The sequence below is a fragment of the Caulobacter sp. AVps16 genome, from assembly GCF_058681455.1.
Genome location: NZ_CM178739.1, coordinates 3099192 through 3115667, shown reverse-complemented (window position 1 = coordinate 3115667; position 16476 = coordinate 3099192). Strand labels below are relative to the sequence as shown.

Sequence of the window (16476 nt, the reverse complement as noted above, 5' to 3'; positions counted from 1 at the left end):
CGTTCCACCCCTGTCTGAAGAGCTTTCCGTCATGGCCGACGACGCCGCCCACGCCGACGTTCTGAACTCCACCGCCCAAGGCCAGCTGAAGAGCATCATCGAGCGCATTGAACGCCTCGAGGTCGAGAAGGCCGAGATCTCCGAGCAGATCAAGGAAGTCTATAACGAGGCCAAGGGAAATGGCTTCGACGTCAAGATCCTGCGCAAGGTGGTCCGCATTCTCAAGCAGGACCGCGCCAAGCGCCAGGAAGAGGACGCCATCCTCGACCTCTATCTGTCGGCCGTGGGCGCGATCTGACGCCTCGGGCCTGGCGGGCGTGCAAGCGCCCGCCGATCACCATTTTTTGCGGGATGCGTCCCGGCGCGGCTTCGGGGATAGTCCCCCTTGATGCGCGCCAAACCCCCTGATCCGCGAACCCAGGCCCGCAAGGCGGCGCTGAAGGCCCTCAAGCGGGCCCAGCGCCTGGCCGACAAGGCCGGCGTCGCCCTGTCGGACTGGGAGGGCGAATTCCTCGGCTCGGTAGCCCAGCGCATCGAGACCTATGGCCGGGCCTTCGGCGATCCGGAAAAGGGCGGCCGCGACCAGGCCTTGTCGGCCAACCAGACCATCAAGCTTAAGGAAATCGTCGCCAAGGCCAAGGGCGAAGCCAAGCCTCTCCGTCGAGGCCGGGGCTTTGGCCGTCGGTCTCCGCCGATCCGCGAGCCCGAAGGTCCTGACGAGACCGAATAGAGAGCCTCAACCGAGCGATCTTGCCTGGCCGGACCCCTCATTGCCCGGCAGGTCCCGGGCGCCGGGGGAAGGTTTCAACCCGGTCGAAGGGCGGGTACGGCCGTTCAGCCTGTCCACTCAGGGCTTTGGGGTGATTTATCCTCATCCCTAGGGCCTGAGGTATCTCAAAGATCGGAGTTCGCCGAACTTCGTTAAGGGCGCAGTAACCTACAAGGTGAGACATTATGGCGCAGGGTCCTCGTGATCCTGACACCAAGAACGTTTCGTCCGGTGGGGGCGACGTTCGCCCTGTTCGGCGCGCGCGGACCCTGGTCTGCATCGGTGCCGGATCAACGCTTACGTTAACGGACAAGCGCCATGGCGACGACGTATGACTATCTGATGCGAAGGAAGGCGGATCTCGAGGTCCGCATGGCGGAAGCGCAGAAGCGCGCCCTGACCCCCTTCGAAGCTGAACTGCGGGCCATCAGCCTGGCCCTGGGGGCCATCGAGCGGGCCGGCCTTAGTGAAGACCGCGTCGCTTCCGAGGTTTCCGCTTTCATCAGTCCCGCGCCGAGCCGTCGGGGACGGCGCAGCCGCTCGATCGGCGACATGATCCTGATGGCCCTGCAGAGTGGCGGCAGCGCCCTGGCGGCCAGCGATATCGCCCTCCAGCTGGAGCGGCGCTGGAACCGGTCGGTACCGGCTACGGCCATTACCCTTGAGCTGCAGCAGCTCGAAGCCGACGGCGCGGTCCGGCGCTGTGCGGCAGGCTGGAGCCATATTGCTGAATCTGCCGACCCCGAACTCGCCGAAGACGGCGACGTCGCAAGGGTCGCCTGACCTCAGGCCGGGCGCGGCGTCTGGGGCACCGGTTTCGCAGGGCGGATCAGCGTCTTCAGGCGCTGTTCGCGCGAGACGGGGCGAAGGATGATCGTCATCAGCCAGCTTCCTTCATGTCGACGTCGATGCCCTGCTCTCGCACCTTGCGATAGAGGGTAGAGCGACCGATCCCCAGGCGGCGGGCCACTTCGCTCATGTGGCCGGCATAGACGTCGATCGCGTGCTGAATAAGGTCGCGTTCGATTTCTTCCAGAGTCCGCAGGTGGCCGCGATCGTCGAGGATGCGCACCGGCGCATCGCCCGGGGCGCTGGCCATGGCGGCATGGGTCGCCTGCAACACGGACGGCAGGTCCGGCCCGCCACCCGTCGCCGGAGGCGCAGCCTCGATCGGAGCCTGCAGGCCCGAGATCGCCGGGAAGTCATAGGGCTGCAGATAGGGCGCGTCGGCCAGGACGATGGCGCGATAGACGGTGTTTTCCAGCTGGCGGACATTGCCCGGCCAGTCGAAGGCGGTCAGAAGGGCCAGGGTTTCGGGCGCGGCCCCGATCACCCGCTTGCCCTCTTCCACATTGAAGCGGCGGATGAAGGTTTCGACCAGGGCCGGCACGTCCTCGCGGCGTTCGCGCAGGGACGGCGCCTCGATCGGGAAGACGTTCAGGCGATAGTAAAGATCCTCGCGGAACCGGCCCTGGGCCACGGCCTGGGCCACGTCGCGATTGGTCGCCGAGACGATGCGCACATCGACCTTCTGCGAGCGCTTGGAGCCGATCGGATCGATCTCGCCTTCCTGCAGGGCGCGCAGCAGCTTGACCTGCATGTCGAGCGGCAGTTCGCCGACCTCGTCGAGGAACAGGGTGCCGCCGTCGGCCTCCTTGAACTTGCCCAGATGCTTGTCGGTGGCCCCGGTGAAGGAGCCCTTCTCGTGGCCGAACAGGATCGACTCGACGAGGTTCTCAGGGATCGCACCGCAGTTGACGGCCACGAAGGGCTTGCCGGCGCGGTCGGACGAGCCGTGCACGGCCCGGGCGATCAGTTCCTTGCCGACCCCGCTTTCGCCGGTGATCAGGATCGGGATGGCGCTCTTGGCGGCGCGTTCGCCCATCCGCTTGACCAGGGTCATGGCGGGTGAGGTTCCGATCAGGTCGGCAAAGGTGGTGCGGCCGGCCGTGCGCTTGGTCAGGCGCTCGACCTCGCCCTTCAGGTCGCCCATCGACAGGGCGTTGCGGATTGAGACGGTGATCCGCTCCGGCGAGGCCGGCTTGATGAAGAAGTCGGTGGCACCGGCCTGCATGGCCCTGACCACGGTGTCGACGCCGCCTGACGCTGTCAGGACGATGACGGGCTGGGCATGGCCGCGAGACCGCATTTCCTTGAGGGTGTCGTGGCCGTTCAGGCCCGGCATGACCAGGTCCAGCAGCACCACATCGGCGGCCGCGCCGGAGCCCAGATGGTTCATGGCCGCATCACCGCTCTCGGCGTGCGCGACCGCGAATCCGTCGCGCTCCAGAACGGCCTGGATCAGGCGACGCTGAGTCGGATCGTCATCGACGACGAGAACCGTCTTGGACATAGGAAGACACCCACCATAACCGGCCGGGCTCGACATGGAGCCAGGCTCTTGTTGGGTCGAAGTGATACAGCAGGGGTGTAAAGACCGGGTTTCGGAGACGTGTCCGGGGCCTTAACGGACGCGCTTAACCGGGTCTGAACAGGGCCGAGCCGCGGGCGTTGCCAGGCGGCCCTTTCGCGGACCATTGTTACGCCAGGGTCGACGACAACGCCCTGGCCTGGGCCTATCTCGCCCCTCCACGGTGCCCAAGTCTCCCGCACCATCAGGCCAGTCTCCGTCGCAGGGGAAGGCACCCGTGTCCGGCCCGACAGCGGCGATGGGAACTGAAATGAGCCCTGAGGCCCGCTCACGGCCGGTGGGCGTAGCCCCGTGCCACCAGGAAGGCCTCGAGCTTGGCGAAGCCGTCCCGGCTGGCCTGCGGATCGATGTCGAAATTGCTTTCCTGGTTGCCGATGTTTCGCGTCAGCAGGTGGCCCAGGCCGGGATAGCGATGGATCTCACAGACGCCGCCGGCCGTCTTGCGCCGTTCGCAGAACGCCTCCGCGCTCTTCAGCGGGGTCAGGGTGTCGGCCTCGCCCTGGACAATGGCTGTGGGCGGTCCGCGGCGGTCCGCCAGGGCCAGTGGTGAGACCGGGGCAGGATCCTTGCCGGCCATCAGCTTCCTGAACCAGCCGTCCTCGGCGACGTCCAGGGCCGGCGACAAGAGCAGCATCAGGTCCGGTCCGCGCCTCTTGCCGGGGCAGGCACCCAGGCCGGCCGCCGCGGTCAGCTGCCCGCCGGCGCTGATGCCGTAGCCGGCCACCCGCCTGGGATCGACGCCAAGACGCTTGGCCTGGGCCCGGGTCCAGGCAAAGGCGTCACAGGTGTCGGCCAGGGCGTCCAGCGGCGACACGCCCTCGCGGGTCAGCCTGTATTCGATGGGGATCGCCACCAGGCCCAGCGCGGCCAGCATGCGCGCCCGGCCATAGGTCCATTCGGCTTCGCCATCGGTCCAGCCGCCGCCATGGAACAGCAGCACCGCGGCCCGCCGGCCCGAAGCCTGGTTCGTCGCCGCAAACACGTGGGCCTTCAAGGCCTGGTCGCCGACGGTCTTGTAGGTCTCGAGGCTGGGCGTGGGCGTGGGCGTGGGCGTGGGCGTTGGCGTCTGGGCCTGAACGGCACCGGCCGACAGCCAGAGACCCATGGCGATGGCGGCGAGTTTCATCCGGCTTCTCCCCTTCACGGGACCAAGCGATACGGCGACTCAACGGCGCGCGCCAGTTACAACCTGGACAGGAGAAGCGTCAGGCCGCCGTCCGGCCGCGCAGCCGTGCCAGCCGGCGCAGACGCCGCCAGAAGCGGGTCTTTTCCGGCTCGGGATAGGGCTGCAGGTTGCGGTAGAACTCCTCGGCGCAGGCGCGCCAGGAGAAGCCTTCGGCGAACTTGCGCACCACCGTGCGGTCGAGATCCAGACAGGCCAGGCAGGCGTCCTTGAGGCCGTCGGTCTGGCCCGGCGCCAGGGCCCCGGCATTGGAGCCCGGGATGATGTCGATCGGGCCGGGGGCCGAGAAGGCGGCCACGGGGACGCCGGCGGCCATGGCCTCGAGGATCACCAGGCCGAAGGTGTCGGTCAGGGACGGGAAGCAGAAGACGTCGGCGCAACCGAAATAGCGTCCGAGCTCGGTGCCGAACTTGGCCCCGAGGAACTTCACCTCGGGATATTTCTCGGCCAGTTCCTCGCGCTGCGGGCCGTCGCCGATCACCACCTTGGTGCCGGGCAGGTCCAGGCAGGCAAAGGCCTCGATGTTCTTCTCGACCGCGACGCGGCCGACATTGAGGAAGATCGGGCGCGGCAGACCTTCAAACAGGTCCGGTTCATCCGGCAGGCGCGGCTTGAAGATGTCGGTGTCGACGCCCCGCGACCAAGGCGACAGGTTGCGGAACCCGTGCTTGGCCAGCTCGTCGCGCATGGTCGGGGTGGCCACCATCAAGCGCCCGGAGGGTTTGTGGAACCAGCGCATATAGGTGTAGCCGGCGGCCAGGGGCAGCGGCAGGCGGGCCGAGACATATTCGGGGAACTTGGTGTGGTAGCTGGTTGTGAACGGCAGCTTCCATTCCAGGCAGATCCGGCGGGCGGCCAGGCCGATCGGCCCCTCGGTGGCGATGTGGATCGCCTCGGGCTCGAACGACTTGAAGCGGTCCTGCACCGGCTCATAGGCCCCGATGGCCAGCTTGATTTCCGGATAGGTCGGCAGCGGAAAGGTCGGGAACTGGTCAGGGCTGACAACGTCAACCTCGTGGCCCATGGCGCGCAGTTCGTCGACCACCCGGGTGAGGGTGCGAACCACGCCATTGACTTGAGGTTCCCAGGCGTCTGTGGCGAGAAGAATCCGCATCAGGCGGCGGCAGGCTCCGGCAGGGGCTCGTCAAGGGCCGGGGCGCGTTTGCGGTCGATCACCGACCACGAGCGCAGCTTGGCCCATTCGAGGATTTCAAGTTGACCGTCGGCATGTTCGACGAGGGCGGTGCAGCTCTCCACCCAGTCACCATCGTTGACATAGGTGATTCCGTCGATGTCGCGCATTTCGGCCTTGTGGATGTGGCCGCAGATCACGCCGTCGACACCGCGACGTCGTGCTTCCTCGGCCACGGCGCTTTCGAAGTTCTCAATGAAATGCAAAGCGTTCTTCACCTTGACCTTCAGATAGGCCGAGAGACTCCAGTAGCCGAAGCCCAGGCGTCGCCGCGCGCGGTTCAGCAAGGTATTCAGCATCAGGATGGTTCTATAGGACCAATCGCCGAGGAAGGCGAGCCATCTGGCCTGCTGCACGACCCCGTCGAACTCGTCGCCATGGACCACCAGATAGCGCTTGCCGTCGGCCGCCTCGTGGATGACGTCACGGGCCACCACCACCCCGCCGAAATGGGTGCCGCAGAAGTCACGGATGCGGTCGTCGTGGTTGCCGGGCACATAGATGACCTCGGTGCCCTTGCGGGCCAGGCGGAGGATCTTCTGGATCACGTCATTGTGGGACTGCGGCCAGTGCCAGCCGCTGCGCAGCTTCCAGCCGTCGATGATGTCGCCCACTAGATAGAGGCGCTCGCACTCCACATGACGGATGAAGTCCAGCAGCAGTTCGGCCTGGCAGCCGCGGGTGCCAAGGTGCAGGTCACTGATGAAGATGCTGCGATAGTGCCGGACGGCGGATTCGGCGCTCATGCGGGTCCCCGGGTTGCTGCGCCTGGTCGATCCGCCCCCGGATTGGTTGCGACCTTCGGCGAGTTCACCGGCGATTAAGCTGATTGCGTGTCGCTTTGATGAAACCCGGCGCATCCCTCAGGCCGGACCAGGCCGGGACTGACCCCGGGTGAGCCTCGAAAGCGGGCGCCACCCGGGTCCGGCGGTCGCAGCGCAGGCGTCGGCCCGGCCAAATCCCCGGGCCTGGCAAAGGCGAGGGGCAGCTGTTGCGATGCAGCATGGCGCACACTAGATCAGGGGGATGGACGCTGCCCGCCTTGCCAAGGACACCCCGAAATCATTGAAGACGCGGGCGCGGATTCTTGATTGCGCCATGCGGCTGATTGCCCGGATCGGCTATCACGCCGCCACCAATCCGGTGATCGCCGAAACGGCGGGCCTGACGCGCGGGGCGATGCTCTATCACTTCCCGACCCGCGAAGCCCTGGTCGAGGCCGCCGTGGCCCATGTCCAGGCCGAGCGCTCGGCCCTGTTCCAGGCCGCTGCCGACACCCTGCCACCGGGCTCGGACGTCACCGAGCACGCCATCGACTCCTACTGGGACCTGCTGCAGAGCGTGCCCTTCATGGCCTTCGCGGAGCTGGAGGCGGCCGGTCGCACCGATCCGGCCATCCAGGCCCTGCTGGCCCCGGCCCAGGCCGAGTTCGACCGCGCCCAGGCCGGCGACCATTTCCTGAAGATCCTCCATGCCGGGGCCGGCCCCCGCTTCCAGGCCAGCCGCGACCTCGCCCGCTTCATGCTTGAGGGCCTGGCCCGTTCGACCCTGACCTATGACCGCGACGGCCGGAAGGAACGCCTGCTGGCCGTGATCAAGCGCGCCACCCACATGCTGAACCGCAAGGGCGACGTGCAGGATCTGTGGCCGGACTAGGGCATCGTCCTCTAGGGTTCGGGCCGGGGCATAGCGACGATCGCCAGAAAAGGGGCCTGAACCGTGAAGGAAACTGTCGAGGCCGGGGTCCGGATCATCACCCTGCAGCGCGACCCGATGAACACCCTGGACCTGAGGGCTATTGAAACCCTCAGCGCCCTGTTCGCAGGCCATCCGCCCGACATGCCCCTCGTCCTGGAAGGCTCCGACGGCCTGTTCAGCGCCGGGGTCGATTCCCGCGCCTTTGCCCAGTACAGCCCGGCCGAGCGACTTGACCTCGCAAGGGCCATTACCCGGATGACGGCGCACCTGCTGTCGGTGACGGCGCCGGTGGTGGCCGCTGTCCCGGGCCATGCCCTGGGCGGCGGTCTGGTCCTGGCCCTGTGCTGTGACCACCGGGTCGCCACGCGGGCGGAGACGGCCAAGTTCGGACTGTTCGAAGCGAAAGCCGGAATCGCCTTTCCGGCCGGACCGGCCCTGATCGTGCAGAGCGAACTGCCGTCACCCCTGCTGCGCCATCTGACCCTGTCCTGCGCCAGTGTCTCGTCGGAGGACCTGGTCCGGCAGCGCGTTTTCGACGAACTGGCGGACCCCGAATCCGTTCCGTCAGTCGCCCGAGATCGGGCGCGGGACCTGGCCCAGCTTCCCGGCTTCAAGAGGGTCAAGGCGCAGATGCGCGGCCAGCTGGCGGCGGCCGTCCGGCAACTGGCCGCTGAGGGGGATGAGCCGGCATTCGAAGCCTGAGGCAGTGCGCTGAGCTATTCGGCGGATGATGTCCGGACGACGCCGCTGGCCCCCTCCTGACCTGCTCCGCAGGTCGTCCTCCCCCCTGCGGGGGGAAGATGAAACGCGCCAACCTATCTTCCCCCTCCGGGGGAAGACGGCTGCGAAGCAGCCCGTAGGGGGCAAGTATGGGGATTGGGCTCGATCTGTCCCCGGCGTTTCCCAAACACACCCCAGCCCGATCAACCGCTTGCAAAAAGACCCACCGCGCCAGTCCTCCGCGCTGAATCCGCCCGCATAATGCTCCCACCTGACAGCACGGGAAGGGCGTCCGGCCGGCGACCAGCGACGGCTGTCAGGGGTGATCGCGCGGGACCACCGTTCGGGCCAAGGCCCGGGCGGCCGGTTTAAAGAGAGGGCGGGGGACGTAAACCTGCCCATCGGAGGTCTGCCAGGGCCCCCGCCCGTCCGAAGGTTCGCTCCGGGTCCCTCCGGAATCGGCGTGGCTGCAGCCCAAGGCTCAAGTCCGTCGCGAGGAGGACAGGGCCCGGGTGGGGTGAAGGGTTGAACCAGACCCGCGCGCCCCGGCCAGAGGGATAACGGTCACGCGGAGCGTCGGTCTTCGTCGAAACGGTACTTCCAAATCCACAAATCCGGGCGAGGCCCGGACGCTCCGCAACCCTTCCCACACCTTCAGCGGGCCCGCCGCGTGGAGCGGCCAGGCCGTGCCTTCAAGCCTTCAGCGCTCGCGGCAGCACCTCGGCGAAGATGTCCAGTTCCGCCGGGCTGGCGGTGCCGACCCGGATCCAGGTGGGGTGGGCGGGGCTGTCGAAGACGCGGACCTCGACGCCCATGGCCGCCAGGGTCTTCTGGAAGGCGAGGTTGGGCCTGCCGGTATCGACAAAGACATAGGTCCCGAAGGAGGGCAGGCAGGTCAGGCCATTGGCCTTGCAGATCGCATAGATCTTCTCGCGGCAGGCTTCGAGATAGGCCTTGGTCCCGGACAGATAGGTCGCGTCGCCATAGCAGGCGAGGGCGGCGGCCAGGCCCGGGCGGCCCTTGTGGGTCGGGATCAGGCTCTTCAGCTGTTTGACCCGCTCGGGCCGGGCGATGATGAAGCCCACCCGCAGGCCGGCCATGCCATAGACCTTGGAAAAGGTGCGGGCGACGATGACGTCATGGCCGGCCCTGACCAGGTCGATCATCGAGTGCCGCACAGGGTCGGGGCTGATCTCGATATAGGCCTCGTCGACGATCACTGGTGCGACCTTGCTGGCCTCGATGCAGAAGGCGCGCAGGGCTGCGGGATCGGCCAGCAGTCCGGTCGGATTGTTGGGGTTGCAGACATAGACACAGCCCGCGCCGCTGGCCTTCTGTAGCAGGGCCGGCAGGTCCATCTGGTGGTCGCCGGTGACCGGGACCCAGCTGAGGCTGGCACCCTGGCGCCCGGCATAGAGAAGGGGGGTGGCATAGGTCGGCTGGGGCGCAACGATGGGGCCGGCCTTGCCGAACAGGGTCGAGAGCAGGGAGAGGGCCTCCAGCGAGCCGTTACACAGGCCGACGCTGTCGGGGCTGACCCCTTCCTGCCGGGCGATGGCCTCGACCAGGGGCGGCTCCAGGGACCAGGCATAGTAGGGCGTCTGGTCCAGGGCCTTGGCTGCAGCCGCCCGAGCGGCCGGGCTTGGACCATAGGGGTTTTCGGTGACCCCGAGATGGGCGCGGATGGGCGCAGCTGGCGCGGGATCGACCGTCCGGGCGGCGGCCATCGCCGGTGCCACAGCCGGAGCCAGGGCCGCTCCGCCGATCAGCAGGCCGCGTCGCGTCGTATCCATGGTCCGTCTCCCCCTGTTGCGTCCCCAGTTGAGGCCGCAGGCGTGACAGGATCAAGACGCCATCAGGCCGTGGTGATCGGCAGGGCGGTGGTGAACTTGATCTGCTCCATGGCGAAGCTGGAACTGACGTCGGTGAGCGGGGCGGTGGCAATCAGGCGCTTGTAGAAGCGGTCATAGGCGGCGATGTCGCGGACCACGACCTTGAGCAGATAGTCGACCTCGCCGCTCATCCGGTAGAACTCGACCACCTCGGGCAGGGCACGGGCCCCGGCGGCAAAGGTCGTCAGCCAGGCTTCGTCATGGCGGCCGGTCTTGACGGCCACAAACACCGTCAGGCCCAGGTCGAGGGCGTCGCGGTCGAGCAGGGCCACCCGGGCGGTGATCACGCCGGCATCCTGCAGGCGCTTGATCCGTTTCCAGCACGGCGTCTGGGTCAGGCCCACCCGTTCGGCCAGTTCGGCGATCGGTACGGTGGAATCCTCCTGCAATATGGCCAGGAGCCTGCGATCGATATGATCGAGATCAATCATCTTCGATATCTCCAAGATCAGGAATGATTTTCTCCATAGGGCGAAATTGGCAGCGTATCCAGTAATGCCATTCTTCGGTTCCGCTTCATGATGGGACACCTGACGACAGATCGGGGAACGCCATGCTGAAGCCATTCACGAGCCATCCGGAAGCGGTGGGCGAAACCTATGGCGAGCATCTGACCGTCGCCTGGAGCTTCGGCTTTACCCTGCTCGGGGCCGGCCTGGCCTGTCTGGTTCATGGCCTGCTGCCCTTCGCCTTCGAACGCACCGGCAGCAATACGGTCCGCCGCCTGAACGAGCGGCTGAGCCGGCGCTGCGCCCTGGCTGACAAAACGCGAGGCCTCGACGCGGCCCCTGTCCAGGGATGAATGCCGCCATCGCCAGGCTCGGCGCTTTCCGCTTCGAGGCGGGCAAGCTTTGGCCGGGCCTGATCGCTGGCCTCGCAATCGCCTTGCTGGCCAAACCGCTATCGCACCTGCTGCACGCGCCGGCACCGCTGCTGGCCGTGATCCTGGGCATGGGTCTGGGGGCCATGGGCCTGGGCAGCCGTCTGGCCGCCGGCCTTGACCTCTGGGCCAAGCCCGGCCTGCGCCTGGGCGTCGCCATGATGGGGGCCCAGATCACCTGGAGCGAATTTGCCCTGCTCGGCGGACCAGCCATCCTGGCCAGCGGGGCCGTGGTCCTGGGCGGACTCACCGTCGGGGCCGGCGTCGGCATGGCCCTGGGACTGCCCCTGGCCGAGGCCCTGATCGCCGCGGCCGCTTGCTCGATCTGCGGGGCCTCGGCGGCGCTCGCCGCCTCCCAGGCTGCGCCGGCCAGTCCGGCCAATCAGCGCACGACCGCCCTGGTGATCATCGGGGTCAATCTGCTCTCGACCGTGGCCATGCTGGCCTATCCGCCGGTCGCCAAGGCGCTGGGCTTCACGGCCCACCAGGCCGGCGTGTTTTTCGGCCTCTCCATCCACGACGTCGCCCAGGTGGCGGGCGCGGGCTCGTCGGTCTCGGCGGACGCTGCGAGTGCCGCGGCCCTGGCCAAGCTGGCCCGGATTGTCTGGCTGGGCCCGGCGGTCGTTCTGATCGGCCTGCTTCTGAGCCGGACCCGGGACGGCTGCGGCCAGGCTGGCTTCAAGGGCCCGCCCCTGTTCGTCCTCGGCTTTGCCGCCCTGGCCGCCCTGCGCGGGTTCGGACTGCTGCCGGAGGGCCTGGTCGCGATCCTGGCCACGCTCTCGAGCTTCCTGCTTCTGGCCGGAGTCGGGGCCATTTCGGCCAAGCTGGGGCCATCCGCCCTGCTGGAGGTCAAGCCCAGACTGGCGGCGGCCCTGGCCCTCTCCACCCTGGCCGTGGCGGCCATGGCCTATGGCCTGACGCGGGCCTTTTTCTAGCCAATCTGGCCTCGGGGGCGAATTTGCGGGCTTTCCAGCCCGCAAGACGCTGCGTAAAGGGCGCTCGGCCGGTCTGGGGCGCGAACTTCGGCAGGAAATTCCCCTGCTGATCGCGCACGTCTTGGCGAAACACGCTGCCCGGACCATGGTCGGGGCAGAAGACCAAGTCGGAGGGAATGACCTTGAGTTTCTGGACGCGGCGCAAGTCGATCGACGCCATTGTGGCGGGGCATGATGGCCATCAGTTGAAGAAGACCCTGAGCTGGCCGCATCTGGTGGCCCTGGGCGTCGGGGCCATCGTCGGGACGGGCATCTATACCCTGACCGGCATCGGCGCGGGTCTGGCCGGGCCGGGCGTCATTCTCTCCTTCCTGATCGCGGGGGCCGTCTGCGCCTGTGCAGCGCTCTGCTATGCCGAACTCTCGACCATGATCCCGGCCTCCGGCAGCGCCTATACCTACAGCTATGTCGCCATGGGCGAGCCCGTGGCCTGGTTTGTCGGCTGGAGCCTGATCCTCGAATATACCCTGGTCTGCGCGGCTGTGGCCGTCGGCTGGTCGGCCCATGCGACGGGCCTGTTCCGGATGATCGGCACACCTGAGTTTCTGCTCGCCGGCCCCCACATGGGCGGACTGGTCAATCTCCCCGCCGTGATCATTTCCTTCGCGGTCGCGGGCCTGCTGGCCCTGGGCACCAAGGAGAGTGCCACGGTCAATATGGTTCTGGTGGCGGTGAAGATCATCGCCCTTCTCGTCTTCGTCGTGCTGTGCATCCCGGCGTTCGACGCCAGCCACTTCGCCCCCTTCATGCCCAACGGCTTTGCCGCGACGCCCGACGCTAACGGCATCAAGGTGGGTGTCATGGCCGCCGCCAGCCTGATCTTCTTTGCCTTCTACGGCTTTGACGCGGTGTCGACCGCTGCCGAGGAGACCAAGAACCCCAAGCGCGACCTGACCATCGGCATTGTCGGCTCGATGGCCGTCTGCACCCTGATCTACATGGTCGTGGCGGCCGTCTCGATCGGGGCCTCGCGCACCGAGGTCTTCTCCAAGAGCGAAGCGCCGCTGGTCTTTATTCTTGAAAGCCTAAGCCACCCCAAGGTCGCCCAGCTTGTGGCCCTGGCGGCCGTGATCGCCCTGCCGACCGTGATCCTGGCCTTCATGTACGGCCAAAGCCGGATCTTCTTCGTGATGGCCCGTGATGGTTTGCTCCCCAAGAGCCTGGCCAAGGTCAATGCCAAGACTGGTACGCCGGTGCTGATGACCCTGCTGACCGGGGCCCTGTCGGCCCTGATCTCGGGCTGGCTGTCGCTGAAGGACATTGCCGAGCTGGCCAATGCCGGCACCCTGGCGGCCTTCATCGCCGTCGGCCTTTCGGTGATCATCCTGCGGGTTCGGGATCCGGGCCGGCCCCGGGTGTTCTCGACACCGGTCTGGCCGGTCGTGGCCTCGGGGGCGATCCTGGGCTGCCTCTATCTGTTCTCCAGCCTGCCGACCACGACCCAGCTCTACTTCCTCTATGCCCATTGCCTTGGCGCGGTGGTCTATGTGGCCTTTGGCCTGCACAACAGTGCCCTGGCCCGGGCCGAGCGGACGTAGCGGCAAGGCGATTTTGGGCCGGCGTATCGCGCGCCGGCCCTTCCATTCCTGAGCTTGGCGGCTACAGTCCGCGTCAAAACAAGTGTTTGACGCAGGAAGCTCCGCCATGGCCCTCGATCTCGAAACCCGCGACCAGCTGCTCGACATGGTTGCCCGCTTCGTCGCCGAGCGCCTGCGGCCCATCGAGGCCAAGGTCGCCGAGGACGATGCGGTGCCCCAGGACGTCATCGACGAGATGAAGAGCCTGGGCCTGTTTGGCCTGTCGATCCCGGAAGAGTTCGGTGGCCTTGGCCTGAACATGGAAGAGGAGTGCCTGGTCGGCGTCGAGTTGGGCCGCACCTCGCCCGCCTTCCGCTCGGCCTTTGGCACCAATGTCGGCATCGGCAGCCAGGGTCTGGTGATGTTCGGGACCGACGAACAGAAGGCCAAGTGGCTGCCCGGCATTGCCTCGGGCGAGATCATCACCAGCTTCGCCCTGACCGAGCCGGAAGCCGGCTCCGACAGCGCCTCGGTCCGCACCCTCGCTGTCCGCGACGGCGACGACTACGTCCTCAACGGCTCCAAGCGCTACATCACCAATGCCGGCAAGGCCTCGCTGTTTACGGTCATGGCGCGGACCAATCCGGACTCCAAGGGCGGGTCGGGCGTGTCGGCCTTCCTGGTGCCCGGCGGCCTGCCGGGCCTTATCGTCGGCAAGCCGGAAAAGAAGATGGGCCAGCAGGGTGCCCATATCCACGACGTCACCTTCGACAATGTCCGCGTCCCGGCCTGGAACCGTCTGGGTGAGGAGGGCGAGGGCTTCAAGGTCGCCATGCAGGTCCTGGATCGTGGCCGCCTGCACATTGCTGCCGTCTGCGTCGGGGTGGCCGAGCGGCTGATCAAGGACTGTGTGGCCTATGCTGGCGAGCGCAAGCAGTTCGGCCAGGCCATTTCCAGCTTCCAGCTGGTCCAGGCCATGATTGCCGACAGCAAGACCGAGGCCCTGGCGGCCCGGGCCCTGGTCATGGAGACCGCCCGCAAGCGTGATGCGGGGCAGGGCGTGACCCTGGAAGCGGCGGCCTCCAAGCTGTTTGCCTCCGAGATGGTCGGCCGCGTCGCCGACCGGGCGGTGCAGATCTTCGGCGGGGCCGGCTATGTCGCCGACTATGGCATCGAGCGCCTGTACCGCGATGTGCGGATCTTCCGGATCTATGAAGGCACCAGCCAGATCCAGCAGGTCGTCATTGCCCGGGAGACCATGAAACAGGGCGGCTGATTGGCTCTGCAAACGTTTCCATCCTGAGGAGAGTGCGGCGAGATGCCGCGTCCCTGACGGGAATACTTAAGCCGCCATTAAGTATGGAAGCCGAGGGTTCAGTCCGGCATTTTCGCCAGGACAGGAGCCCTTGCCATGAGCCAGGAGCACGCGCTGAATGACCGCCTCGCTTTCATGGGCCTGGATCAGCGGGCGCGACAGGCTCTGCGGGATCTCCGACCCTTGATCCGCAAGGAGATCGAGCCTGCCCTGGCAGCCTTTTATGGCAAGGTCAGGACGACACCGGAGACCGGCCGGTTCTTCAAGGACGACCGCCATATGGAGGCCGCGAGTGGCCGCCAGGCAGCGCACTGGGACGTCATCGCCCAGGCCGAGTTCAGCGATACCTATGTCAACACGGTGCGATCGATCGGTCAGGTCCATGCCCGCATCGGCCTGGAGCCGCGCTGGTACATTGGCGGCTATGCGATCGTCATGGACCGGCTTCTGCGTTCCACCATCGAGTCCCTGTGGCCCAAGGGCTTTATGGCGAAGGGAAATTCCGCGGAGGTCGGAGAGTCCGTCAGCGCGCTGATGAAGGCCGTGATGATCGACATGGATTTTGCTATCTCGATCTATCTCGAGACCATCGAAACGGAGCGGCAGCAGCTCGAAGCCGCCAGGCTCGAGAGCGAACAGCATCAGACCCGGTTGGTGGAAGCCCTGGCAGAGGCGCTGTCGAACCTGGCCAAGGGCGACCTGGTCAGCCGGCTCGACGGCACGGTGAAGCCGGAGTTCCAGAAGCTGAAGGATGATTTCAACAGTGCGGTCGGAATTCTCGAACAGGCCATGAGCCGTGTTTCGGGCGTCACCGACAATATCCGCGCCGGAACCGATGAAATCGGTGTGGCCGCCGATGACCTGTCGCGCCGCACCGAGCAACAGGCCGCCAGCCTCGAGCAGACCGCTGCCGCGTTGGACGAGATCACTTCGACCGTCCGTCGATCGGCGGCCGGTGCCAAACAGGCGTCCGAAGTCGTCGCCGGGGCCAAGACCGAGGCCGAGCGCTCGGGAATCATCGTCGATCAGGCCGTCGCCGCCATGGGCCAGATCGAGGGCTCGTCACGCGAGATCGGCAACATCATCGGAGTCATCGACGAGATTGCTTTCCAAACCAATCTTCTCGCCTTGAACGCCGGGGTCGAGGCGGCCCGGGCCGGCGAGGCCGGTCGTGGCTTTGCCGTGGTCGCCCAGGAGGTGCGGGCCCTGGCCCAGCGCTCCGCCGACGCGGCCAAGGAAATCAAGACCCTGATCTCGTCCTCGACCCAGCAGGTCAGCCAGGGGGTCAGCCTGGTCGGGCAAACCGGCGAGGCCCTGCGCGGTATCGTCGCCAAGGTCGCCGAAATCGACAGCCTCGTCGTCCAGATCTCGGCCTCGGCCCAGGAACAGTCTACCGGCCTGCATGAGGTCAATACCGCCGTCAACCAGATGGACCAGGTGACCCAGCAGAACGCCGCCATGGTCGAACAGACGACGGCGGCGACCCATTCGCTCAAGGATCAGACCTCGGAACTGGTCAATCTGATCGGGGCGTTCAGGGTCAGCCGTTCAGCGTCGTCGCCGTCAGCGGTAGCCCGACCGGCGGCCAGGCCGTCTTCTCCGCCCAACCGCCCGGCACCGGCTCCGGCTCCGGCTCAAGCAGCCCGACCCACCGCCGTACGTCCCGGTGCCCGAACCGCGGCGGCCGCTGCCGTTCGCGAAGAATGGGAAGAATTCTGAACCCCAGTCTCGCTCAGGTCCTGAGACGTTGAATACAGTAAAGCCGGCGACCTTGTGGCCGCCGGCTTTAGTCTGGCTGGTCCATCAAAAGCAAAACGCCGCTGCCGGCCCGACACGAAGCGCTCCCTTGGAACGCTTCGGTCAGATCGGCAGCGGCGTATTGAG

General features: G+C 66.8%; 16 protein-coding genes. 10 read left to right on the top strand and 6 right to left on the bottom strand.

Annotation, left to right across the window (positions count from 1 at the left end; genetic code table 11):
- Positions 1–31: 31 nt before the first annotated feature.
- The 3 genes from gapR (at position 32) to ACW17U_RS14870 (ending at position 1552) form a co-directional block, all read left to right on the top strand.
- On the top strand, positions 32–298 hold the full coding sequence (gapR, locus tag ACW17U_RS14880) for a nucleoid-associated protein GapR (RefSeq protein WP_035047451.1): 267 nt from the start codon (positions 32–34) through the stop codon (positions 296–298).
- A gap of 90 nt (positions 299–388) precedes the next feature.
- Positions 389–730 carry a hypothetical protein gene (locus ACW17U_RS14875; RefSeq protein WP_062143546.1) on the top strand — a complete coding sequence of 114 codons (342 nt, stop codon included), beginning with the start codon at positions 389–391 and terminating at the stop codon, positions 728–730.
- Between the two features lie 357 nt (positions 731–1087).
- Positions 1088–1552 carry a hypothetical protein gene (locus ACW17U_RS14870; RefSeq protein WP_062143549.1) on the top strand — a complete coding sequence of 155 codons (465 nt, stop codon included), beginning with the start codon at positions 1088–1090 and terminating at the stop codon, positions 1550–1552.
- A gap of 97 nt (positions 1553–1649) precedes the next feature.
- Here ACW17U_RS14870 and ACW17U_RS14865 read toward each other — a convergent pair whose 3' ends face one another.
- From ACW17U_RS14865 to ACW17U_RS14850, 4 genes are all read right to left on the bottom strand, one after another.
- Complete coding sequence (locus ACW17U_RS14865; RefSeq protein ID WP_062143552.1) at positions 1650–3122, bottom strand: sigma-54-dependent transcriptional regulator; 1473 nt, start codon at positions 3120–3122, stop codon at positions 1650–1652.
- 346 nt (positions 3123–3468) lie between these two features.
- The gene (locus ACW17U_RS14860) at positions 3469–4326 is read right to left on the bottom strand and encodes an alpha/beta hydrolase (RefSeq protein ID WP_492053450.1); all 858 of its coding nucleotides are present in this window, start codon (positions 4324–4326) and stop codon (positions 3469–3471) included.
- A gap of 79 nt (positions 4327–4405) precedes the next feature.
- A complete protein-coding gene (locus tag ACW17U_RS14855) occupies positions 4406–5497 on the bottom strand; it encodes a glycosyltransferase family 4 protein (RefSeq protein ID WP_062143558.1) in 1092 nt (363 codons plus the stop codon).
- Complete coding sequence (locus tag ACW17U_RS14850) at positions 5497–6321, bottom strand: UDP-2,3-diacylglucosamine diphosphatase (RefSeq protein ID WP_062143561.1); 825 nt, start codon at positions 6319–6321, stop codon at positions 5497–5499. Before ACW17U_RS14850 ends, ACW17U_RS14855 begins: the two co-directional genes overlap by 1 nt.
- A gap of 280 nt (positions 6322–6601) precedes the next feature.
- Here ACW17U_RS14850 and ACW17U_RS14845 point away from each other — a divergent pair, with 280 nt between their 5' ends.
- Positions 6602–7231, top strand: coding sequence for a TetR/AcrR family transcriptional regulator (locus tag ACW17U_RS14845; RefSeq protein WP_492053448.1), 630 nt, complete (start codon positions 6602–6604; stop codon positions 7229–7231).
- A gap of 63 nt (positions 7232–7294) precedes the next feature.
- The gene (locus ACW17U_RS14840; protein WP_492053446.1) at positions 7295–7975 is read left to right on the top strand and encodes an enoyl-CoA hydratase/isomerase family protein; all 681 of its coding nucleotides are present in this window, start codon (positions 7295–7297) and stop codon (positions 7973–7975) included.
- A 710-nt stretch (positions 7976–8685) separates the two neighbouring features.
- On the opposite strand, the gene ACW17U_RS14835 is transcribed toward ACW17U_RS14840, so the two are convergent.
- Both ACW17U_RS14835 and ACW17U_RS14830 read right to left on the bottom strand, forming a co-directional pair.
- Entirely contained in the window at positions 8686–9786 is a 1101-nt protein-coding gene (locus ACW17U_RS14835; RefSeq protein ID WP_492053444.1) for a pyridoxal phosphate-dependent aminotransferase, read from the bottom strand.
- A gap of 62 nt (positions 9787–9848) precedes the next feature.
- Positions 9849–10316: an Lrp/AsnC family transcriptional regulator gene (locus ACW17U_RS14830; RefSeq protein ID WP_062143577.1), complete on the bottom strand. Its 468-nt coding sequence runs from the start codon at positions 10314–10316 to the stop codon at positions 9849–9851.
- A gap of 122 nt (positions 10317–10438) precedes the next feature.
- Between ACW17U_RS14830 and ACW17U_RS14825 the strand changes: the two genes are divergently transcribed.
- The 5 genes from ACW17U_RS14825 (at position 10439) to ACW17U_RS14805 (ending at position 16311) form a co-directional block, all read left to right on the top strand.
- Complete coding sequence (locus ACW17U_RS14825) at positions 10439–10687, top strand: DUF6356 family protein (protein WP_062143580.1); 249 nt, start codon at positions 10439–10441, stop codon at positions 10685–10687.
- Positions 10684–11700, top strand: a complete 1017-nt coding sequence (locus ACW17U_RS14820) for a putative sulfate exporter family transporter (protein WP_492053442.1) — start codon at positions 10684–10686, stop codon at positions 11698–11700. Before ACW17U_RS14825 ends, ACW17U_RS14820 begins: the two co-directional genes overlap by 4 nt.
- Before the next feature lie 182 nt (positions 11701–11882).
- Positions 11883–13298 carry an amino acid permease gene (locus ACW17U_RS14815; RefSeq protein ID WP_492053440.1) on the top strand — a complete coding sequence of 472 codons (1416 nt, stop codon included), beginning with the start codon at positions 11883–11885 and terminating at the stop codon, positions 13296–13298.
- A gap of 106 nt (positions 13299–13404) precedes the next feature.
- The gene (locus ACW17U_RS14810; protein WP_062143589.1) at positions 13405–14553 is read left to right on the top strand and encodes an acyl-CoA dehydrogenase family protein; all 1149 of its coding nucleotides are present in this window, start codon (positions 13405–13407) and stop codon (positions 14551–14553) included.
- 135 nt (positions 14554–14688) lie between these two features.
- Positions 14689–16311 (top strand): methyl-accepting chemotaxis protein, encoded by a 1623-nt coding sequence (locus ACW17U_RS14805; protein ID WP_492053438.1) that lies wholly within the window; start codon positions 14689–14691, stop codon positions 16309–16311.
- The last annotated feature ends 165 nt before the right edge of the window (positions 16312–16476 follow it).